The 19,633-nt window shown below is 33.8% G+C and carries 14 protein-coding genes; 8 read left to right on the top strand and 6 right to left on the bottom strand.

What is annotated here, in order from left to right; all coding sequences use genetic code 11:
- The first annotated feature begins 1 nt into the window (after nucleotide 1).
- The gene (locus DG508_RS18055; RefSeq protein WP_108869483.1) at nucleotides 2-1,189 is read left to right on the top strand and encodes an efflux RND transporter periplasmic adaptor subunit; all 1,188 of its coding nucleotides are present in this window, start codon (nucleotides 2-4) and stop codon (nucleotides 1,187-1,189) included.
- 150 nt (nucleotides 1,190-1,339) lie between these two features.
- On the opposite strand, the gene DG508_RS18050 is transcribed toward DG508_RS18055, so the two are convergent.
- A complete protein-coding gene (locus DG508_RS18050; protein ID WP_108869482.1) occupies nucleotides 1,340-2,299 on the bottom strand; it encodes an OmpA family protein in 960 nt (319 codons plus the stop codon).
- 27 nt (nucleotides 2,300-2,326) lie between these two features.
- Nucleotides 2,327-3,091, bottom strand: a complete 765-nt coding sequence (locus DG508_RS18045) for an exodeoxyribonuclease III (protein ID WP_103864946.1) — start codon at nucleotides 3,089-3,091, stop codon at nucleotides 2,327-2,329.
- 134 nt (nucleotides 3,092-3,225) lie between these two features.
- Between DG508_RS18045 and DG508_RS18040 the strand changes: the two genes are divergently transcribed.
- A complete protein-coding gene (locus DG508_RS18040; protein ID WP_159090914.1) occupies nucleotides 3,226-3,585 on the top strand; it encodes a hypothetical protein in 360 nt (119 codons plus the stop codon).
- A 7-nt stretch (nucleotides 3,586-3,592) separates the two neighbouring features.
- On the opposite strand, the gene DG508_RS18035 is transcribed toward DG508_RS18040, so the two are convergent.
- The 3 genes from DG508_RS18035 to DG508_RS18025 form a co-directional block, all read right to left on the bottom strand.
- Nucleotides 3,593-6,598, bottom strand: a complete 3,006-nt coding sequence (locus DG508_RS18035; protein WP_108869480.1) for a T9SS type A sorting domain-containing protein — start codon at nucleotides 6,596-6,598, stop codon at nucleotides 3,593-3,595.
- Nucleotides 6,599-6,951: 353 nt separating this feature from the next.
- Entirely contained in the window at nucleotides 6,952-8,487 is a 1,536-nt protein-coding gene (locus DG508_RS18030) for a glycine--tRNA ligase (RefSeq protein WP_108869479.1), read from the bottom strand.
- A 139-nt stretch (nucleotides 8,488-8,626) separates the two neighbouring features.
- Nucleotides 8,627-9,514, bottom strand: a complete 888-nt coding sequence (locus DG508_RS18025; protein ID WP_108869478.1) for a hypothetical protein — start codon at nucleotides 9,512-9,514, stop codon at nucleotides 8,627-8,629.
- Nucleotides 9,515-9,808: 294 nt separating this feature from the next.
- Here DG508_RS18025 and DG508_RS18020 point away from each other — a divergent pair, with 294 nt between their 5' ends.
- Both DG508_RS18020 and DG508_RS18015 read left to right on the top strand, forming a co-directional pair.
- On the top strand, nucleotides 9,809-10,270 hold the full coding sequence (locus DG508_RS18020; protein ID WP_328515280.1) for a ComF family protein: 462 nt from the start codon (nucleotides 9,809-9,811) through the stop codon (nucleotides 10,268-10,270).
- A 105-nt stretch (nucleotides 10,271-10,375) separates the two neighbouring features.
- Nucleotides 10,376-11,995 carry an Ig-like domain-containing domain gene (locus DG508_RS18015; protein WP_108869477.1) on the top strand — a complete coding sequence of 540 codons (1,620 nt, stop codon included), beginning with the start codon at nucleotides 10,376-10,378 and terminating at the stop codon, nucleotides 11,993-11,995.
- On the opposite strand, the gene DG508_RS18010 is transcribed toward DG508_RS18015, so the two are convergent.
- Nucleotides 11,992-12,774 (bottom strand): nitrilase family protein, encoded by a 783-nt coding sequence (locus DG508_RS18010; protein WP_108869476.1) that lies wholly within the window; start codon nucleotides 12,772-12,774, stop codon nucleotides 11,992-11,994. The genes DG508_RS18015 and DG508_RS18010 overlap by 4 nt on opposite strands.
- A 322-nt stretch (nucleotides 12,775-13,096) precedes the next feature.
- On the opposite strand from DG508_RS18010, the gene ileS reads away from it, so the two are divergent.
- The 4 genes from ileS to DG508_RS17990 all read left to right on the top strand — a co-directional run bounded on the left by ileS (nucleotide 13,097) and on the right by DG508_RS17990 (nucleotide 19,633).
- Nucleotides 13,097-16,501 carry an isoleucine--tRNA ligase gene (gene ileS, locus DG508_RS18005; protein WP_108869475.1) on the top strand — a complete coding sequence of 1,135 codons (3,405 nt, stop codon included), beginning with the start codon at nucleotides 13,097-13,099 and terminating at the stop codon, nucleotides 16,499-16,501.
- Between the two features lie 4 nt (nucleotides 16,502-16,505).
- Nucleotides 16,506-16,889, top strand: a complete 384-nt coding sequence (locus DG508_RS18000) for a TraR/DksA family transcriptional regulator (protein ID WP_108869474.1) — start codon at nucleotides 16,506-16,508, stop codon at nucleotides 16,887-16,889.
- 259 nt (nucleotides 16,890-17,148) lie between these two features.
- Entirely contained in the window at nucleotides 17,149-18,756 is a 1,608-nt protein-coding gene (locus tag DG508_RS17995; RefSeq protein WP_108869543.1) for a beta-N-acetylhexosaminidase, read from the top strand.
- Nucleotides 18,757-19,024: 268 nt separating this feature from the next.
- Nucleotides 19,025-19,633, top strand: a complete 609-nt coding sequence (locus DG508_RS17990; protein ID WP_108869473.1) for a lipoprotein signal peptidase — start codon at nucleotides 19,025-19,027, stop codon at nucleotides 19,631-19,633.

Here is a 19,633-nt window from a genome sequence, read left to right as displayed (position 1 = left end):
AATGAAAACAAACCTATATATAATACCAGTATTACTTGCCCTTCTTTTTGCTTCGGGATGTAATAACACAGCAACAGTTTCTTCTGAAGAAAAGCATGAAGATACTCATGAAGATCGTATAGAATTGACAGATAAACAAATAAAACAAACTCAAATAAAAGTTGGAGTAGTTAAAAAACGAAATATCGGAAAGGAGTTGAGTGTGAACGGAATGATAGATGTACCCCCGCAAAGTAATCTTTCTATTACCGTGCCCTATGGAGGTTTTTTGAAATTTACCGATATGCTTCCTGGAACAAGATTAAAAAAAGGACAACTTGTAGCAAGAGTAGAGAACCCTCAGTTTATAGAATTTCAGCAAAACTACCTCGAAGCGATAGCAAAAAACGAATACCTGAAGGCTGATTATGAACGGCAGAAAACACTTAACCAAGAAGAGGTTTCTTCAACAAAGATATTTCAAAAAGCAAAAAGTGATTATTTGATTAATAAAGCAAGTATTCAGGCGTTGGAAAGTAAATTGAAAATGGTAGGAGTTAGCTCTTTAAGTGTAAGAAAGGGAAAAATATTTTCTGTAGTTAATGTGTATTCCCCAATCAATGGGGTAGTGCGTGAGGTGTATGTAAATACGGGAAAATATTTTGGTGCTCAAGATGTGCTAATGGATATCACTAATGCCGATGATTTACATGTAGAACTCAAAGTGTATGAAGATGATATTCCGTTGATCAAAAATGAACAACGCATTCGTTTTCGTCTGGCAAATCAACCTGATACATGGATGGAAGCAGAGGTTTTTCTGATTGGTAATAATGTACGTGAAGATCGATCAATAACAATACATGGACACTTAAAAGAGGAAAATCATGAATTACTTCCTGGAATGTTTGTAAATGCAAGAATAGAGGTGGGTACACAAGAAGCATATACTGTTCCAGAAGCTGCAATAGTACGTTTTGAGGAAAAGTATTATGTGTTTGAAATTGGTGAAAAAAGAAAAGAAGGTGAAAAAATGATTACTGGTTTTGAGATGATACCTATTGTAAAAGGACCAGAAGAAGATGGATTTGTAGCAATTACACTAGAAGACAAGACCAAAGATATAAATACAATCCAATTGGTGATTAATGATGCTTTTACACTATTGGCAACAGCAAAAAATAGTGGAGAAGGGGGGCATGCACATTAGTCAGAAAATATTTTTTCACCTTATTGTAAGTAGAAATCTATTCTTATAATTTCTTCTTGTAGAGTTTACTTTTTATTGATTATTGGCTAATTAACAGAATTAATTAGCCAATAATCAAATAATTTTGTGAGGTACTATAATCAAGTGATATTATATATCATTCAATAATTTTGTGATCTCGTCAAGTTTTGGTGTTAAAATCACTTCAATACGTCTGTTTTTGCTTTTTCCTGCACTAGTACCGTTAGAAGCAACGGGAGCAAATTCTCCTCTTCCTGCGGCAGTGAGGTTTTGTGGATCAATTTTTTTGTTTTGCAATAAAATATTCACAATAGCAGTGGCTCTTTTGGTAGAAAGGTCCCAATTTCCAGATAACTGTCCATTTCCAGTATAAGGCACATTATCGGTGTGACCCTCTATAAGAACTGCAATATCAGTGTTTTGACCTAATACTTTACCTAGCTGCTTTACCGCTTTCTGTCCTTGCGTTCCTACAGCCCAACTACCAGATTCAAACAAGAGTTTGTTTTCCATAGAAATATAAATTTTACCATTGCGCTCTTCTACAGTAAGACCTTTACCTTCAAAATTACGAAGCGCTTTAGAGATTGCACTTTTTAGAGCTTGCATTTTTGCATCTTTGGCAGCTATTAGACCTTCTAATTCATCAATGCGTTTAGAGCGAGAATTCAAGTCCCTTTGTAAGGTTTCTAGACGGCTACGTTCTTTTGCTAATGCACGTTCTTTCTCTTCGAGTTTTTTTAATAATTCTCTGTTTTTTTTACTATTTGATGCAATGGCCGCAGAGCTATTTTTTTCTAATGCATCATAAGAGCTTTTTAAATTTTCATAATTAGCTTGAGCAGCATTGTATTTTCCTTCGAGATCATCCCTCTCTGCTTTGAGTTTTTGATATTCGGCATCTAACTGCTCCAGTGCTTTTTTATTTGCATTATTTGCTTTTTCTAAGGTAGAAAGAGCATCTTTGTTTTTACGATTTTCTCGTTTCAATCTGGCATATTTTCCTTCCAGATCTTTATACACTTTAGTCGAAACACAAGAAGACATAAGAGTACCGACAAGTACCATCAACACAATTTTTTTAATCATTTTATGGGGTATTTAGGGGTTTAAAAACTATACTTCTAATTCTACAACAATAGGACAATGATCACTATGTTTAGCTTCTGATAAGATAACGGCTCTTTTTAAATTATCTTGTAAAGGTTTAGACACCATACCATAATCCAAACGCCATCCTTTGTTGTTTGCTCTTGCATTAGCTCTATAGCTCCACCATGAATATTGGTGAGGTTCTGTATTAAAGTGTCTAAAAGAATCAATAAAACCGCTATCCATAAAATTACCTATCCATTCTCGTTCTACAGGTAAAAAACCAGACACATTTTTATTACGTACAGGATCATGAATATCTATTGCTTGATGACATATGTTATAATCACCAAGAATAACCAGATTAGGATGTTCTTTTTTGAGGTCGTTTACATAGGTTTGAAAATCAGCCATGTATTTAAGTTTGTGCTCTAGACGATCTGTATTGGTGCCACTAGGCAGGTATAAACTCATAATAGAAACTCCGTCAAAATCAGCTCTTAGGTTACGACCCTCAAAATCCATATAATCTATCCCAGTACCATAAGCTACATGTTTGGGCTCTGTTTTAGATAAAATAGCGACACCACTATATCCTTTTTTTTGAGCACTATACCAGTAATTATAAGAATATCCTGCTTGTGAAAACAGATCTAGATCTAATTGTTCTTTATTGGCTTTTATTTCCTGAAGGCAAATTACATCAGGGTCGGCCTGTTGTAACCACTCTAAAAATCCTTTTTTTATTGCTGCTCTGATTCCATTTACATTATAGGATACGATTTTCATTGTGCTATCAATTTAAATTTTAGTAAAAATAGAAAATGAACTGTCATAGTTATGCATTTTAATGATCTAAATGCAGTAGGGTTTTAATAAATTTTCATGATCTTTATAGGTAAACATCACAAAACATGAAAAATATGCTCAAAATCACCTGTTTATTTCTCGCATTTAGCATATTCAACTGTATCCCTACAAAGGGAGTAGAAACCAAAGATAATGCTGATTCCAAAACAAGTAAACAACAATTTTTGAAAGAGATGAAAGAAAAAGGATTTAGTAAAGGAACTATTGTTACGAGTAAGAATACTGATTGCTCTTATATACTTAATGTCGAAGAGTTTGAAGATAATCTGGATCCTATAAATTTAAAAGAGTTTTTTAAAAGTGAAATCTCCGAACATGTGTGGGTGAAATTTTCTAGCCTTAGAATGCCAAGTAGGTGTAATGAAGCACGTCCTGTTTCTATTACAGAGATTACTAGGAGAGATAAACTTTAGCTCTCGTCTATTGCACTATAAATTTGACAGCATCTGCTTTTTTACTATTGCCTAGTCTAATAAAATAAACTCCAGACCTAGCATACGACATATCTAGGGTATAAATAAACCTGTCATTGGCGTCTTTTTGTATGAGATTGGTAGCAATAACCTGTCCTAGAATATTAAAAACATAAATTCTTGTTTCACTGTCAGAACCCAGATCTGTTTTGGTAATCAAAAATTGATTATTCGGCTCGCTTATTATAAGTAATTGAGTGTCAATATTTTTGTTTTCCCCTATGTCTACTGTGTAGTCATGTGTTGTACCAAACTCCATAGAGCCACAGGGATCATTAAGTGAGTCTCCATTATTCGTATTTGTATCTCCTGCACGAATTCTTAATAAATGCTTCCCTAAAGGAGCGTCTTTTGATACTAAAAGATCAAACTCTTGATCCTGATTGGCTTTTTCTACTGTTTTATTACTGATGAGTAACTCTGATGTTTCAAAAACGAAATTATCATTATAATCTACCCATAAAGATATTCGTTCAGACCCTTCCTGATCAGCAAATCCTGTTTGTAAAGTCAAAGTGTATGCTCCTATAGATCGATTTAGATTAATGGTGAAATTAGTTGTAAAATCCTCATACCCTGTATTGCAATCAATCTGGGAGTTGATGACATTAGATAACTCAAAAGAAACAATCCCATCTCCAAACCTTGTACAATCGGCAGTAGGTTTACAAAGCTCTCTGTCTATCGTTTGTGTAATGCTATCATTACTGGTATTTTCATCCGCAGTAAGAGCAGTACCTATTTCAAGTATAAAACTTCCTGTTCCCGTCATATCAGCTAATGAAGTAAATGTATAAGTAGCTTCTTCGCGTGATTGCAGTGTGCCCGAGAAAACTTCATTTATTCTGGAGCCATTATTCAAAATATAAAAAACAGGAATATTACTTTGTGTGACAGAACCGTGATTGAATAAGGTAATAGTAATTGATTCTGGAGAGGTAGCAATACCATTATCAGTTGTAGGGGATACCAAATTTCCTATCCCAATGTCTCTAGAAAATAGATTGTTGAGAGTTGTTACACTACAGTCATTTCCTACAACAGTGTCTCCTGCCAGATTGGTTTCTGCGGTGACGGTGTAGGTTCTTTCTGTACTAAGATTGGCACTTGTAGCAAAAGAAAAAGAAGCTGTTTCTAATGGAGCGACTGTACCTGTAAAAGTTTCGGTAATTGCTGTTGCACCATTAATTGTGTAGCTAATAGGAATATTACTTTGGGCGGTAGTACCATAATTTTTGATAGTTACAGTGATAGTTTCGTTATTTGTGTAAGTACTATTGTTTTGAGGGGCATCAACACTAATAATACCAACATCAGTAGTGGTGGTACCAGCATCAACTTTGAAAACACCAACGATATTCCTTGAATTATCATCAGAATCTTCAAAATACTCTGCGATATGCCAAAATGTTTGATCGTCTAAGGGATCCACAGTAAGTTGAGCGTAGTCACCATAGCGATTTCCTCCGCCGCGTTGTATGTCTGTACCAGCTTTAATTTCTTGCTCTGTAATCGTCATGGTTCCCAAGGGATCACCAGCAAGTCTACCTGTGTATTTGATCGATACAAAGCTATCTGCATCTGCTCCCGTATCAATAGTACCCATAGTAGTATACCCCATGCCGATATTACCATAAATATCCATTGCCATACTACCGCACCATGCACTTTTTCCGTTGGGAGATGTATAAGTTCCTTCTTGATACACGGTCCATGGCTGGCCATCACTATCTTGGCGTAGTTCATACCAACGTATTCCAGCTACATTATCAGATGTTGCATCGATATCGACAGCAAAATTTAGGACAACAGTATTATAGTCGCAAAAGCGCCTGTAATTGGTTGCAAACATGATTGCACCTTGTAATACATCAATACTACTACCACCTCCTGGTTGAGGAATATTACTAAATGACCCTCCGTCAAAAGTTGAATCAAAAGGAGTCACAGAAATTTCTTGATCTTCTGTAATGGTAGATTTGATAGGAGAAACCCAATCTACATTGATGTTCCATAGTTTTAAGATATCTTGATCAACACCTTCCCATCCATCATCTTGAAAATAAATAATTTTTGCATCACCCTCAGGTGGCAATGTGTTTCCTATTGCATTGAATGATGCAGGGCTATAAAACCCACCTATTCTAGCCCCAGGAAGAGGGAAACCAACCATTTTTACATTATCTTCTCTTTCTCCTCGTAACATTTTTTCTCTTTCGATTACATATACAACCTCACTATCTTGTATAGAGCCTTGATCTTTGTTGGCAGTAACATAATACCCATCAGACCAAACAGAAAACTTTGTGTAATCAGGAAAAGTACCCGTAAAAAACCGATACATAAACCAGCCATCGTTTACAGGGTCTGACCCTCGACATACTGCAACCAAAAAACCATTTTGTGGGTCTCCAGAATCATTAGGGTTACCATCAAATTGAGTTATTACAAATCGGTCGGCAAAGCTGTCATAAAAAACGATCGGGTCTCCTAATCTTTCTCCTGGAAATATATTTTCTAATGATCCTGATTGTAGTAGTGTTCCGCTTCTATCATGTATAGCAAACCCAAAATTTTTGGCACTTACATAATGATTAGGGCCAATAGCTCCTGTTGGGTCAGAAGGAGAATTGGGGCTGGAGTTTGCTTCAAAAGTTAGAGAAGGAGCCTTCCCTGATCTCATATTTTGATTATTTTTTTGTTGTATAAGTAGTGGGTCTTTTCCACGGGGGAAACCTTTTCCTGGAACAATCTTGTTTGCGCCAGTCTTTCTAGGGTTTATTTTACCTTCTTTTGATTTTGCAGGGATTAATTTTTTTCCAGTTAGTGGTTCTATTACCTTCATATAACTAGCAGTCGTAATTCTACTAGCATGCATCACTTTTTTCTTTTGAGAGAATCCTATTGAGGTGAAAAATAGAAAAGTAACTATTACAGTTTTCTTTACTAACATAAGCGATGATTTATAGTTGAGTTTAGGTTTTAATTTAATTACTAAAGTACGACTAAACTTTTAGGATATAATAAACTAATTAGTACTTTATCTAAATCGTTTGCAAAAAAAAGAGTTTTTTAGAAAGAAAACATTAATTTATAATACATAAAAACTATCACCATATTTGGATTGTATATGATACCGTTTTTAAGATTTATAATAAGCTCTCAAAAAGAGGACTTTGGCCTTAAAAAAGAAGTGTGCCTGAAAATAGAGGTTTAACATAAACCGAGCTAAAAAGGTGTGAAAAACAAAAAAGCTACCTATTTAATAGATAGCTTTTATATTGAAAACGGTGCGTTTTCCTTAAATTATTGTAACCAATATTCAGGATCGGTTTTTTCTGCAATGATTGTTTTAAGTTCTGTAATGGCAACTCTTTTTTGCTCCATTGTATCACGATCTCGTATGGTAACTTTATTATCAGTTATTGTATCATGATCTATAGTGATACAAAAAGGAGTCCCATTGGCATCTTGTCTTCTGTATCGGCGTCCGATTGCATCTTTTTCATCATAGATAACATTAAATTTCCATTTTAGATCATTTACAATTTTTTGTGCGATCTCGGGTAAACCATCTTTTTTGACTAGTGGAAGTATTGCTGCTTTTACAGGGGCAACTACCGCTGGTAGTTTTAATACTACTCTACTACTACCGTCCTCTAATTTTTCTTCTTGTAGTGCAGTAGAGAATACGGCAAGAAACATTCTGTCGAGCCCTATAGAAGTTTCAACAACATAAGGCACGTAGCTTTCTTTCAACTCAGGATCAAAAAATTGTAGTTTTTTACCAGAGTGTTTTTCGTGTGCTTTGAGGTCAAAATCTGTACGTGAGTGTATACCTTCTAATTCTTTGAATCCAAATGGGAAGTTAAATTCTATATCTGCTGCGGCATTGGCATAATGCGCTAATTTATCATGGTCATGAAAACGGTAATTTTCTTTACCTAGCCCTAATGATAGGTGCCAGTTTAATCGAGTTTCTTTCCAATATTCATACCATTTCATCTCTTCTCCTGGTCGTACAAAGAATTGCATTTCCATTTGTTCAAACTCTCGCATTCTAAAAATAAACTGACGGGCTACAATTTCGTTTCTAAATGCTTTTCCTGTTTGGGCAATACCAAAAGGAATTTTCATTCGTCCAGTTTTCTGAACATTCAAAAAGTTAACAAAGATACCTTGTGCGGTTTCTGGTCTTAAGAATAAATCTGTTGCAGATTCAGCAGATGCACCTAGTTTGGTTCCAAACATTAAGTTAAATTGCCTTACCTCTGTCCAGTTTTTTGAGCCTGTTTCTGGGTCTGCAATTTCTAGTTCTTCTATTAATGCTTTTACATCAGCAAGGTCCTCGTTTTCAAGAGACTTTGCCATGCGTTGTATCACTTCTTCCTTTTTAGAAAGGTATTTTACGACTCTTGGATTGGTTGCTACGAATTGAGCTTCATCAAAATCATCACCAAAACGTTTTTTGGCTTTAGCAATTTCCTTTTGTGCTTTTTGGTTTAGTTTTTCGGCATAATCCTCTATAAGAACATCGGCTCTATATCTTTTTTTAGAGTCTTTGTTGTCAATAAGAGGGTCATTAAAAGCATCTACATGGCCAGAGGCTTTCCAAGTGGTAGGGTGCATGAATATTGAAGCATCTAGCCCTACAATATTTTGGTGCATATTTACCATACTTTTCCACCAGTACTCTCTTATGTTTTTCTTTAATTCTACCCCGTTTTGACCGTAATCATATACAGCACTTAGTCCGTCATATATCTCACTCGAGCCAAAAATATACCCATACTCTTTTGCATGGGCAATAACCTTTTTAAATTTATCTTCTTGATTTGCCATTGCACAAAAATAATTGAATTAAAATGAATTGAAAACGAATCTGATTTAGTTTTTTATGAAAACAAAAGATTATTAATAAAAAACAAAAAAACCGCCATGTTATTGAGAACATGGCGGCTTATAATTTTGTTGATTATAATTATCTTAACTCAAACTGAGTATTTGATACCATTCTTGGTCCAGAAAATAAGTTTACGATATAATTACCTTTTACCAATTCTCCTTCTGCTGCATCAACCAATATACATACATCTAAAGCTTCATTTTCATAAAATACTTTATTACGACCACTATAAGTAAGTATAGCATTACCTTTATCAAAGTTTACCGCTATTTTATCTCCAATTAGAGTGTTTTCAGGGTTGATAACCTGTACAAACAAATCTTTATCTCCTTTTTCTGTTAGTTTATTTGGAGAAAGTGTAAAGCAAACTCTTACTTTTTCTGCTCTACTAGCTTTAGAAGCCCCAGTGATTTTACCACTGTTACGTACTCGTACTCCTTCTGCTTTGATGTTTGCGGCAGTAAGAGCAGAACCTCTTTCTACAATTTCTGCAAGTTTACTATTTTGAGTCTGTAAAGAATCAGCCAAAATAATTCTTTGATTTAGTGCAGTAGATGTACTATCTAAGTCTGTTGTCAATTGTGTGTTTGCAGTTGTCAAACTATCTGCAAGTTTGAACAATCTTTCACGTTCTTTTTTAAGTTTACCAACTTCTCTTCTGTATCGAGAAATCAATGCCAAGTTAGCATCATTGTCTTTTACGCTGTCTAATAACACAACAATACGCTCTTTTGCTTTAAGTAGGTGATCATCCATCACTTCATTAAGAGCAATAGCATTGTCGTATTTTGTTATCAATTCGCCTAATTCACTTTCAATAAGATCTTTTTCTTGTTGCAAAATTGCTTTATTTTGCTTCTCTTCGTTGTAAAACTTATACGTAAATATCCCTAAAATAAGTAACAGCGCTCCTAGAACACCGATTAGAATTTTAAGGGTCAAGTTATTGTTCTGAGTTGTCATAATTGAAATTTATAATTGTTTGATGGTTATTTTAAATGGCTAAATATAATAATTAATGTTAATCTCCCTATCAAAATGTTAAGAGACTTCATATACTTATTTTATCCTATATACTGTGCTGCCTGTGACAGCCCTTTATACAAAAACGAAAGGTTGCTATGTACTTCTTGCAGGCATAGACTCCCTTTGGGCAATTTTCATAACGTAAACGCAAAAAAAATTGAAAAAGTATTTTATGGGCGAATCAAAATAGAAAATGTGACCTCTCTATTTATTTTTCATAAAGATAGCCTGGTGCAAAATTTAATTCATAATCTCAAGTATAGAGGAAGAGAAGAAGTGGGTGAAGAACTAGGAAGATGGTTGGGTCAGGAGTTATCTCAAAAAACTAGGTACCAGAGTATTGATGTAGTGATTCCAGTTCCTTTACATAAGGTAAGGTTGAGAGAAAGAGGGTACAATCAAGTAGAAAAATTTGGTATTGAAATTGCTAAAAAATTGAATGCAGAATATATTGATTCAGTATTGAAAAAAAATTCTTACAATAAAAAACAATCCAAACATGTAAAATTTAACAGATGGATGAATACCGTTGAAACATTCGGTACACAAAACGAGTCTTTGTTAGAGAATAAACATGTGTTGTTGGTAGATGATATTGTTACAACAGGAGCGACAATAGAATCTTGTGTGAATGTGATAAAAGATATACCAAGAGTAAAAATAAGTATCGCTACTATGGCAATGGCAGAGTAACTCATACAAAAAGAGTATACAGACTTTTTTTTAGAGGACTATTTTTAAGTTTTTTGTTTTTTAAATATAGTTGTTTCTTTGTGTCTTAAAATTATTGTAGAGATTATGAGCAAAAGAATACATACAATATTGCTTGTCGCGGCATCAATTATCATTATTGTTGGTTGTGCCAAAAAAGGTTCTATAACGGGTGGCCCAAAAGATGAGACACCTCCAGTTGTTGTAAAAGCTTTTCCGCCTAACTTTTCTACAAGTTTTAATAAAAAAGAGATACGTATATATTTTGATGAATATGTGAAGTTAAAAGATGCACAGAAACAAATTATTGTTTCTCCTCCTATGGACCCAAAGCCAACAATTACTCCTATGGGAAGTGCAAATAAGTTTATAAAAATTAAGTTTATCGATACCTTATTAGAAAACACTACTTATAGCATTAATTTTGGCGAAAGTATAGTTGATAATAACGAAGAAAATCCAAATCCTTTTTTTAGATATGTTTTTTCTACAGGAGATTTTCTAGATTCGCTTAGTATAAAAGGAACAGTGAGCGATGCGGTTCAAAAAGAAGCAGATGAATATGTTACTGTGGCACTATATGAAATTGATGAAGAGTATAGTGATTCTGTAGTTTATAAAAATGTACCTAGATATATAACCAATACTCTAGATACTATAGCTTTTGATTTACATAACTTAAAAGAAGGAAAATTTAAGCTGATTGCTTTAAAAGACGTTTCTAATAACTACACATATGATCCTAAACAAGATAAAATAGGGTTTTATGAAGAAATAATTACACTTCCTAAAGATACGGCCAAAGTATTTAATCTTACTTTGTTTAAAGAAATACTTGATTTTAAAGTTTTACACCCAAAACAAGTTTCAAAAAATGAATTTATTTTCCCATATGAGGGAGTAAAAGATAGTATGCAGGTAAAGCTGTTAAGTAAAGTTCCAGATGATTTTGAAACGAGAGTTTTTCCTGATAAGAAAAAAGATACTTTACATTATTGGTTTAGGCCATTTTTTGAAGCAGATTCATTATTATTTGAAGTAACCAATATCAAAAACTATAAAGACACAATAACAACCAGGTTTAAAGATCAATATAAGGACTCTCTGGTATTAGCATCTGATGTAGGAAATACACTTGCACTCAATAAAAATTTTGTTTTTTCTGCAAACACTGCGCTAGATAGTATTAATGAAAAGCTAATTTCACTTACAGATAAAGATACACTAGAAGTTCCTTTTTCTGTTGATTTAGATATTCATACCAATGAAGTTGAATTGATTTTTGATAAAACAGAGAGCAACGCCTATAATTTGAAGTTTTTGCCAGAGGCAGTCAAGGATTTTGTAGGTAACGTTAATGATACTATAAATATTAATTTCAGAACCAAAAGATTGGCGGATTACGGAACAATTTTTTTAACCTTAGAGAATGTAGAGGCGTATCCAGTTTTGGTTCAGATCACTGATGAAAAGGAAAATGTAATAGCTGAACAAGTAGCAAGAGAGCAAAGAGTCTTAACATTTGATCATTTGGATCCTTCTAAATATTTTATTCGTGTTATAGTTGATAGTAATGATAATGGAATATGGGATTCAGGTAATTTCTTAAAAGGAATTCAGCCCGAAGAAATTCGGTATTTTGATGCACCTGTTGATGTAAGGGCAAATTGGGAGATAAAACAAACTTTTGTTTTGGATCAAGACTAGAGAAATGTAAAATGATCTCTGTCTTGTAGAAAAGGAAGTTTTTTTCTTGTTTGCTTGATATGATCCGCTTTCAGAGTTGCATAAAGAATAGCTTCTTTTTCTATAGGATTTTCTTGTAATATTGATTCTCCCAAAACATTATAGATGGCAGAATGTCCATTATGTTCAAAGCCTTTTCCATCTAGTCCTACACGATTTACTCCAATACAGTAACACATGTTTTCTATTGCTCGTGCTTTAAGCAGAGTATCCCAAGCGTTTATACGAATTTTTGGCCAACTAGCCACATATATCAAAGTGTCATAATTAGTAGTGTTTCTTGCCCATACAGGAAATCTCAGGTCATAACAAATCAAAAGCTTTATTTTCCAGCCCAGATACTCAACAATTACTTCCTTTTGCCCAGCTGTATAAACATGCTGTTCTTTGGCCAAAGTAAATAATTGGTGTTTGTTATAGGATTCATAAGTACCATCAGGATACATAAATATCATACGATTGTAGAACATATCATCCTCCTTAATCACGATACTACCTGTAATAGCACAATTAGATATTTTGGCCATTTTGATGAGCCATTGCATTGTCTCTCCAGTCATAGTTTCAGCTACTGTTTCAGGATTCATAGTAAACCCTGTAGTAAACATTTCTGGTAACACGATCAAATCTGTTTTTTGAGATATGGAATTGATTTTATGTGAAAAAACAGCGCGATTTTGTATAGGATTTTCCCAAGCTAGATGAGATTGGATAAGTGTAACTTGTAACGTGTTTTTCATATCTGTAATTCAATTGTTTTTTTTAAGATAACAACAACGAGCTAAAAATAATAAAATCTTATAGGTAATAAATCATTTTTATTGTGAATTGAAAAAACTTTAAACCACTTCAAAGAAAGAGAATAGTATTTAATTATGAATATCTTATTAGAGGGCTTGTTGAGAGGTCTAGAATATGGATTATTGATTTTTTGTTCAAAAATTAAGGAGATTGTTAAAAAATAATGATTATGTAACAATTATTTGATATCGTATAGTGAATTCGGGCTTCTTTTTTCTAGAAAATCCTTATTTTCGCAGACTTAACAGAAAGTACGATCAAATGAGCACGAAGTTTCCTGAATACAAAGGACTTGACTTACCTAAAGTAGCTGAAGAAATATTGGATTTTTGGCAACAGAATACCATATTTGAAAAAAGTATTAGTGAGCGTGACGGGGCAGAGCCGTTTATCTTTTTTGAAGGACCTCCTTCGGCAAATGGATTACCAGGCATTCACCACGTAATGGCTCGTGCGATTAAAGATATTTTTTGTCGATATAAAACTCAGAAAGGATTTCAAGTACAGCGTAAAGCTGGGTGGGATACACATGGGCTTCCAATAGAGTTAGGTGTAGAAAAAGAATTAGGTATTACCAAAGAAGATATTGGTAAGAAGATATCAGTAGAAGAATATAATGAGGCTTGTAAAAAAGCGGTAATGAGATATACTGATATCTGGAATGATCTGACTCAAAAGATAGGCTACTGGGTAGATATGGAGGATCCTTATATCACATACAAACCTAAGTATATGGAGAGTGTATGGTGGTTGTTGTCAGAAATCTATAAAAAAGGATTGCTTTACAAAGGGTATACAATACAACCGTATTCTCCAAAGGCAGGTACTGGATTAAGTTCTCATGAGCTTAATCAACCAGGAACCTATCAAGATGTAACCGATACAACGGTAGTAGCTCAGTTTAAAGCAATAAAAGAAACATTACCCTCTTTTTTTAAAGATATTCAGGAAGAAATATACTTTTTAGCATGGACAACTACGCCATGGACACTTCCGTCAAATACCGCTTTAACAGTTGGTTCAAAAATAGAGTATGTTGTGGTAAAAACGTTTAATCAATATACGTTTGAACCAATACATGTAATTCTTGCCAAAAACCTTATTGGAAAACAATTTGCAGGAAAGTTTGCTTTAGTAGAGACAGAAGTAGAAGTGCAAGCGTTCAAACAAGGAGATAAAAAGATACCTTATTTCATCTTAAAAGAATTCAAAGGAGCAGATTTGGTAGACGCAAGATATGAGCAACTGATAGATTATGTACAGCCGTATCATAATCCAGAGAATGCTTTTAGAGTCATTGCAGGAGATTTTGTTACCACAGAAGACGGGACAGGAATTGTACATACATCACCTACTTTTGGTGCAGACGATGCCCTTGTGGCAAAACAAGCAAAGCCTGAAGTACCTGCACTATTGGTAATGGATGAAAATAATAATCTAGTACCAACAGTAGATTTACAAGGTAGATTCATTCAGGAAATGGGAGATCTAGGTGGTAAGTATGTTAAAAATGAATATTACGATGATGGTGAAGCTCCAGAGAAATCTGTAGATGTAGAAATTGCTATTAAATTAAAAATAGAAAATAAAGCCTTTAAAGTTGAAAAATATGTGCACAGTTATCCAAATTGCTGGCGTACAGATAAACCTATACTATATTATCCATTGGATTCGTGGTTTATAAAAGTTACAGATTTTAAAGATCGTATGCATGAACTTAATTTGGGGATTAACTGGAAACCTAAGGCGACTGGAGAAGGGCGTTTTGGTAATTGGTTGGCAAATGCAAATGATTGGAATCTTTCTAGATCACGATTTTGGGGAATTCCTTTACCTATCTGGAGAACAGAAGATGGTAAAGAAGAGCTTATTGTTGGTTCTGTTGAAGAGCTAAAGAAGGAGATGGCCAAAGCAATAGAGGCAGGAGTACTCGAAGCAGATATTTTTGCAGATTTTGTGATTGGTGATATGAGTGAGGAGAATTATGATAAAATTGATTTACATAAAAATGTAATAGACAAGGTTATTCTAGTTTCTTCTTCGGGGAAACCTATGAAAAGAGAGAGCGACCTGATTGATGTGTGGTTTGACTCGGGGTCAATGCCTTATGCACAGTGGCATTATCCTTTTGAAAATAAAGAAAAAGTAGAATCAGGAGATCGAAAAGCTGATTTTATAGCAGAAGGTGTAGACCAAACTCGTGGATGGTTCTATACACTGCATGCAATAGGAACAATGATTTTTGATGATGTAGCCTATAAAAATGTAGTATCAAATGGTTTGGTTCTGGATAAGAATGGGCAAAAAATGTCTAAACGATTAGGTAATGCAGCTGACCCATTTGAAACCTTAGATACATACGGGCCAGATGCTACCCGATGGTATATGATTAGTAATGCAAATCCTTGGGATAATTTAAAATTTGATCTAGAAGGAATTGCAGAGGTGCGTCGTAAGTTTTTTGGGACACTATATAATACTTATTCGTTTTTTACACTATATGCTAATATTGATAATTTTGCATATACAGAAGCAGATATTTCATTGGCAGAACGTCCAGAAATTGATCGTTGGATATTAAGTGAATTGCATACCTTGATCAAAAATGTAGATGAGTATTATAATGATTATGAGCCTACAAAGGCAACAAGAGCGATTTCTGATTTTGTACAAGAAAATTTAAGTAACTGGTTTGTACGTTTAAGTAGAAGGAGATACTGGAAAGGAGATTACCAGCAAGATAAAATTTCTGCATACCAGACATTGTATACCTGTATGTTTACAGTAGCTAAGTTAGGAGCTCCTGTAGCACCATTCTTTATGGATAGATTGTATAAGGATTTGATTGCAGGAACTCAAAAAGAAACGTTTGAAAGTGTACATCTAGCTCATTTTCCTGAATACAATCCAGCATTTGTAGATAAATCGTTAGAGCATAAAATGCAAAAAGCTCAAACCGTTTCTTCTTTGGTACTTTCTTTACGTCAAAAAGAAAAGATAAAGGTGAGACAACCATTACAACGAATTATGATTCCTGTGCTTAATGAGGCAGAAAAGAATGAGATTAATGATATCGCTGATTTGGTTAAAAGTGAGGTAAATGTTAAAGAAATAGAGCTCATAGATGATGCTTCTGGGATATTGGTAAAACAAATCAAGCCTAATTTTAAAGCATTAGGCCCTCGTTTTGGTAAAGATATGAAGCTGATTGCTAGTAAGATACAGGATTTTGATCAAGAAGCTATAAAAATTCTTGAACAAACAGGTCATTTTGATGTAGAAATTAATGATAAAATTATTACATTAGGTACCAGTGATGTGGAAATAAGCTCTCAGGATATTGAGGGTTGGTTGGTTGCAAACTCAGGAGCTTTGACAGTTGCACTAGATGTAACAATAAGTCCTGAACTCAAAAAAGAAGGAATTGCCAGAGAACTTGTAAATCGTATTCAAAATATACGTAAGGATAGTGGTTTTGAGGTGACTGATAAAATAGGAATTGTTTTCCAGAATAACGAAATTATCCAGGAAGCTATTGCCACTAACGAGAGTTATATTAAAAATGAAACCTTAACCGAGACAATTGAGTTTGCTTCAGATGTAATAAATGGTACAGAAATTGCGTTTGACGACATTGCAACCCAATTGATAATTAAAAAACATTAAGAATATGGCAGAAGATATCAAAGTAAGGTACAGTGATGCAGATTTAGCAAGTTTTAAGGAGATTATCCTTGAAAAAATGGAAAAAGCACAGAATGATTTAGAATTGTTGCGTAGTGCATACAAAAATGATGGTAATAATGGTACAGATGACACTTCACCAACATTTAAAGCATTTGAAGAAGGTAGTGAAACAATGTCTAAAGAAGCAAATACACAACTTGCTATCAGGCAAGAGAAATTTGTGCGTGATTTAAAAAATGCATTATTGCGTATAGAAAATAAAACGTATGGTGTTTGCCGTGTAACAGGTAAATTAATTAATCCAGAACGATTAAAACTAGTTCCTCATGCTACATTAAGTATTGAAGCAAAAAACATGCAAAGCTAGCTAGTGTATTAAATAATATATTATATAGAAGCCTCATAACTTTAAAAGTTATGAGGCTTTATTTTGATAGATATAAATGTTTTTTTGAATCAGCATTTTTCAATTTTGTAGTATACTAATTAGTTTTTTGTCCCTGAATATGCTTTTTTGGAAGGATTTGATGATTTTTATTTACTATTAGTGTCTATGCAGAGCTAAATAGTAACTCATTATATAAACATAATAGAAGATATACGTATAAACCTTAAATTAAACAATGATGATAAAACTCTCCTCTGTTGGCAGTTTATTTGCCATACTTTTTACAATCACAACTATTTCTTGCACCCAACCAAAGCCAAAGAGGGTTATCAATTTTCCAGAAACGAATTTGGTTGAAGAGAATTTAATTCCGAAACCGTTAGAAATAATCTCTACAAATGATGGTTTTGCTCTTGATAAGTATACAGCGATTTACACTTCTAAAGATGTAGAAGGTTTTGAAGAGGTAGGGAATTTTCTGGCAGATAAAATAAAATCTAAGACAGGTATAGAGCTACCAGTAAATATCGATACTATTACAACTATAGAAACGGTCATTAATATTCGTAAATCGGATACTCTTGATCAGAACCTTCCAGAAGCCTATCAATTGCATATCGCTCAAGATACGATTACATTACATTCAAGTACAGCCACAGGTGCTTTTAGAGGTATTCAAACATTGCGCCAGATTATTCCAGAAATAAGTAATGATACGCTTACAAAAAATAAAGTATGGGTAATACCAACAGGCAAAATTATAGATTCTCCTCAATTTGAATATAGAGGTGCTATGTTAGATGTGGCTCGTCATTTTTTTGCTGTAGAGGATGTTAAGAAATATATCGATGTGTTGAGTTATTATAAATTTAATGTATTGCACTTACACCTTACTGATGATCAAGGGTGGCGTATAGAGATTAAATCATGGCCTAAACTTACAGAAATTGGTGGGAGTACAGAAGTAGGAGGAAAATCTGGAGGTTTTTATACACAAGAGGAATATACTGATATTGTGAATTATGCTGCAGCTCGTCATATACTTATTATACCAGAAATTGATATGCCTGGGCATACAAATGCTGCTTCAGTGTCCTATCCTTTTCTGAACGGAAATGGTAAGACACCTAAATTGTATAAAGGAACCAGAGTTGGATTTAGCACTTTTGATACCAAAAAAGATACAGTATATGCATTTATAGATGATGTTATTCGTGAAGTAGCTGCTATTACTCCTGGGCCGTATTTTCATATTGGGGGAGATGAAAGTCTAGTGACCAAAAAGGAAGACTATATATATTTTGTAAATAAGGTAGAGAAAATTGTGCAAAAGTATGGGAAACGTATGATTGGATGGGATGAGGTAGCCAATGCAGATATAAGCTCTTCTTCTATCTCTCAACATTGGAGAGGTAAGAAAAATACTCAGGTTGCAGTATCTAAAGGAATGAAAATTATTATGTCTCCAGCTGAAAAAGCGTATTTAGATATGAAGTATGACTCTCTCTCCAAGTATGGGTTGGATTGGGTAGGTCATATTCCAACAGATACAGCATATATTTGGACTCCAGAATCATATGTGCCCTTGAAAAGTATTATGGGAATAGAAGCGCCTCTTTGGTCAGAGACTATTAGCGATATTGATGAGCTAGAATATTTAGCTTTCCCTAGAGCTATAGGTTATGCAGAAATTGGATGGACTGCTAAGGAGAACCGTAATTGGGAGGATTATAAAGTGCGTTTAGCAAACCAAGGGCCTTTTCTAGAGCGTATGAATGTTAAATACTATTCTTCTCCTTTGATTGATTGGAAAACAAATCAAGGAATGCAAAAAATTAAGAAATAGGTAATTTTGTTTATATAGTGTAAAATGTAAATAATTGTTTATTTGATATCTACAATAAATATCAGGTAGATGTTTATTCAAAAAATACCCTACATCCCAAAGATATGACGGTTTATCACTAATTTTTATTTGGGGTGTAGGGCAATTTTTTTGAACCTTTCTTGTTAAACCATTAAATATGGCTCTTCTTTAATTTTGTAATTTGAGTTTCACCAATAAAACACTATTTTTGTCCGTCGCTTTTATAGCCAGATAAATCAACATATTTATGTCTTTAAAGAAATCTATTTTAGTTATAATTTTGGTATTACTTATTGATCAAATTTCCAAAATTTATATCAAAACTCATTTTACTCTTCATCAAGACATAGAGGTCTTCAATTGGTTTCGCATCATATTTGTAGAAAATAAAGGAATGGCGTGGGGAGTAGAACTTCCAGGAAGTTATGGTAAATTAGTTCTCACCTTATTTAGAGTAGTTGCAATTACAGGAATAGGGTACTGGTTGTATGATTCGGTTCGTAAGAATAGCTCGGCAATACTTACATTTTGTATTGCATTAATCTTTGCAGGTGCTTTTGGAAATATTATAGATTCTATATTTTATGGCATGTTGTTTAGTGAGAGCACCAATATCCATGTAGCAAGCTTTCTGCCTGAAGGAGGAGGGTATGAAGGAGTTTTTTATGGTAAAGTAGTAGATATGATTCAATTTACATTTTATGATGATATTTTGCCAGAGTGGATTCCTTTTGTAGGAGGTGAGCATTTTTCATTTTTTGATCCTGTATTTAATATTGCAGACTCAGCAATAAGCGTAGGTGTATTCTTATTAATTATTTTTAATAAGAGAGCATTCCCTCAAAAAGAAGCTTAA

It is taken from the genome of Aquimarina aquimarini, assembly GCF_900299535.1.
Taxonomy (GTDB): Bacteria; Bacteroidota; Bacteroidia; order Flavobacteriales; family Flavobacteriaceae; genus Aquimarina; species Aquimarina aquimarini.
Note: the sequence above shows the minus strand (reverse complement) of the source record. Positions and strands in the feature narration are given on the sequence as shown.

Excerpts from the sequence above, each read along its gene's own strand:
- DG508_RS18050 (WP_108869482.1), bottom strand. The coding sequence starts at position 2,299 with ATGATTAAAAAAATTGTGTTGATGGTACTTGTCGGTACTCTTATGTCT.
- ileS (WP_108869475.1), top strand. The coding sequence starts at position 13,097 with ATGAGCACGAAGTTTCCTGAATACAAAGGACTTGACTTACCTAAAGTA.
- DG508_RS18040 (WP_159090914.1), top strand. The coding sequence starts at position 3,226 with ATGCTCAAAATCACCTGTTTATTTCTCGCATTTAGCATATTCAACTGT.
- DG508_RS17995 (WP_108869543.1), top strand. The coding sequence starts at position 17,149 with ATGATAAAACTCTCCTCTGTTGGCAGTTTATTTGCCATACTTTTTACA.
- DG508_RS18055 (WP_108869483.1), top strand. The coding sequence starts at position 2 with ATGAAAACAAACCTATATATAATACCAGTATTACTTGCCCTTCTTTTT.
- DG508_RS18000 (WP_108869474.1), top strand. The coding sequence starts at position 16,506 with ATGGCAGAAGATATCAAAGTAAGGTACAGTGATGCAGATTTAGCAAGT.
- DG508_RS18045 (WP_103864946.1), bottom strand. The coding sequence starts at position 3,091 with ATGAAAATCGTATCCTATAATGTAAATGGAATCAGAGCAGCAATAAAA.
- DG508_RS18010 (WP_108869476.1), bottom strand. The coding sequence starts at position 12,774 with ATGAAAAACACGTTACAAGTTACACTTATCCAATCTCATCTAGCTTGG.
- DG508_RS17990 (WP_108869473.1), top strand. The coding sequence starts at position 19,025 with ATGTCTTTAAAGAAATCTATTTTAGTTATAATTTTGGTATTACTTATT.
- DG508_RS18025 (WP_108869478.1), bottom strand. The coding sequence starts at position 9,514 with ATGACAACTCAGAACAATAACTTGACCCTTAAAATTCTAATCGGTGTT.
- DG508_RS18035 (WP_108869480.1), bottom strand. The coding sequence starts at position 6,598 with ATGTTAGTAAAGAAAACTGTAATAGTTACTTTTCTATTTTTCACCTCA.
- DG508_RS18030 (WP_108869479.1), bottom strand. The coding sequence starts at position 8,487 with ATGGCAAATCAAGAAGATAAATTTAAAAAGGTTATTGCCCATGCAAAA.
- DG508_RS18015 (WP_108869477.1), top strand. The coding sequence starts at position 10,376 with ATGAGCAAAAGAATACATACAATATTGCTTGTCGCGGCATCAATTATC.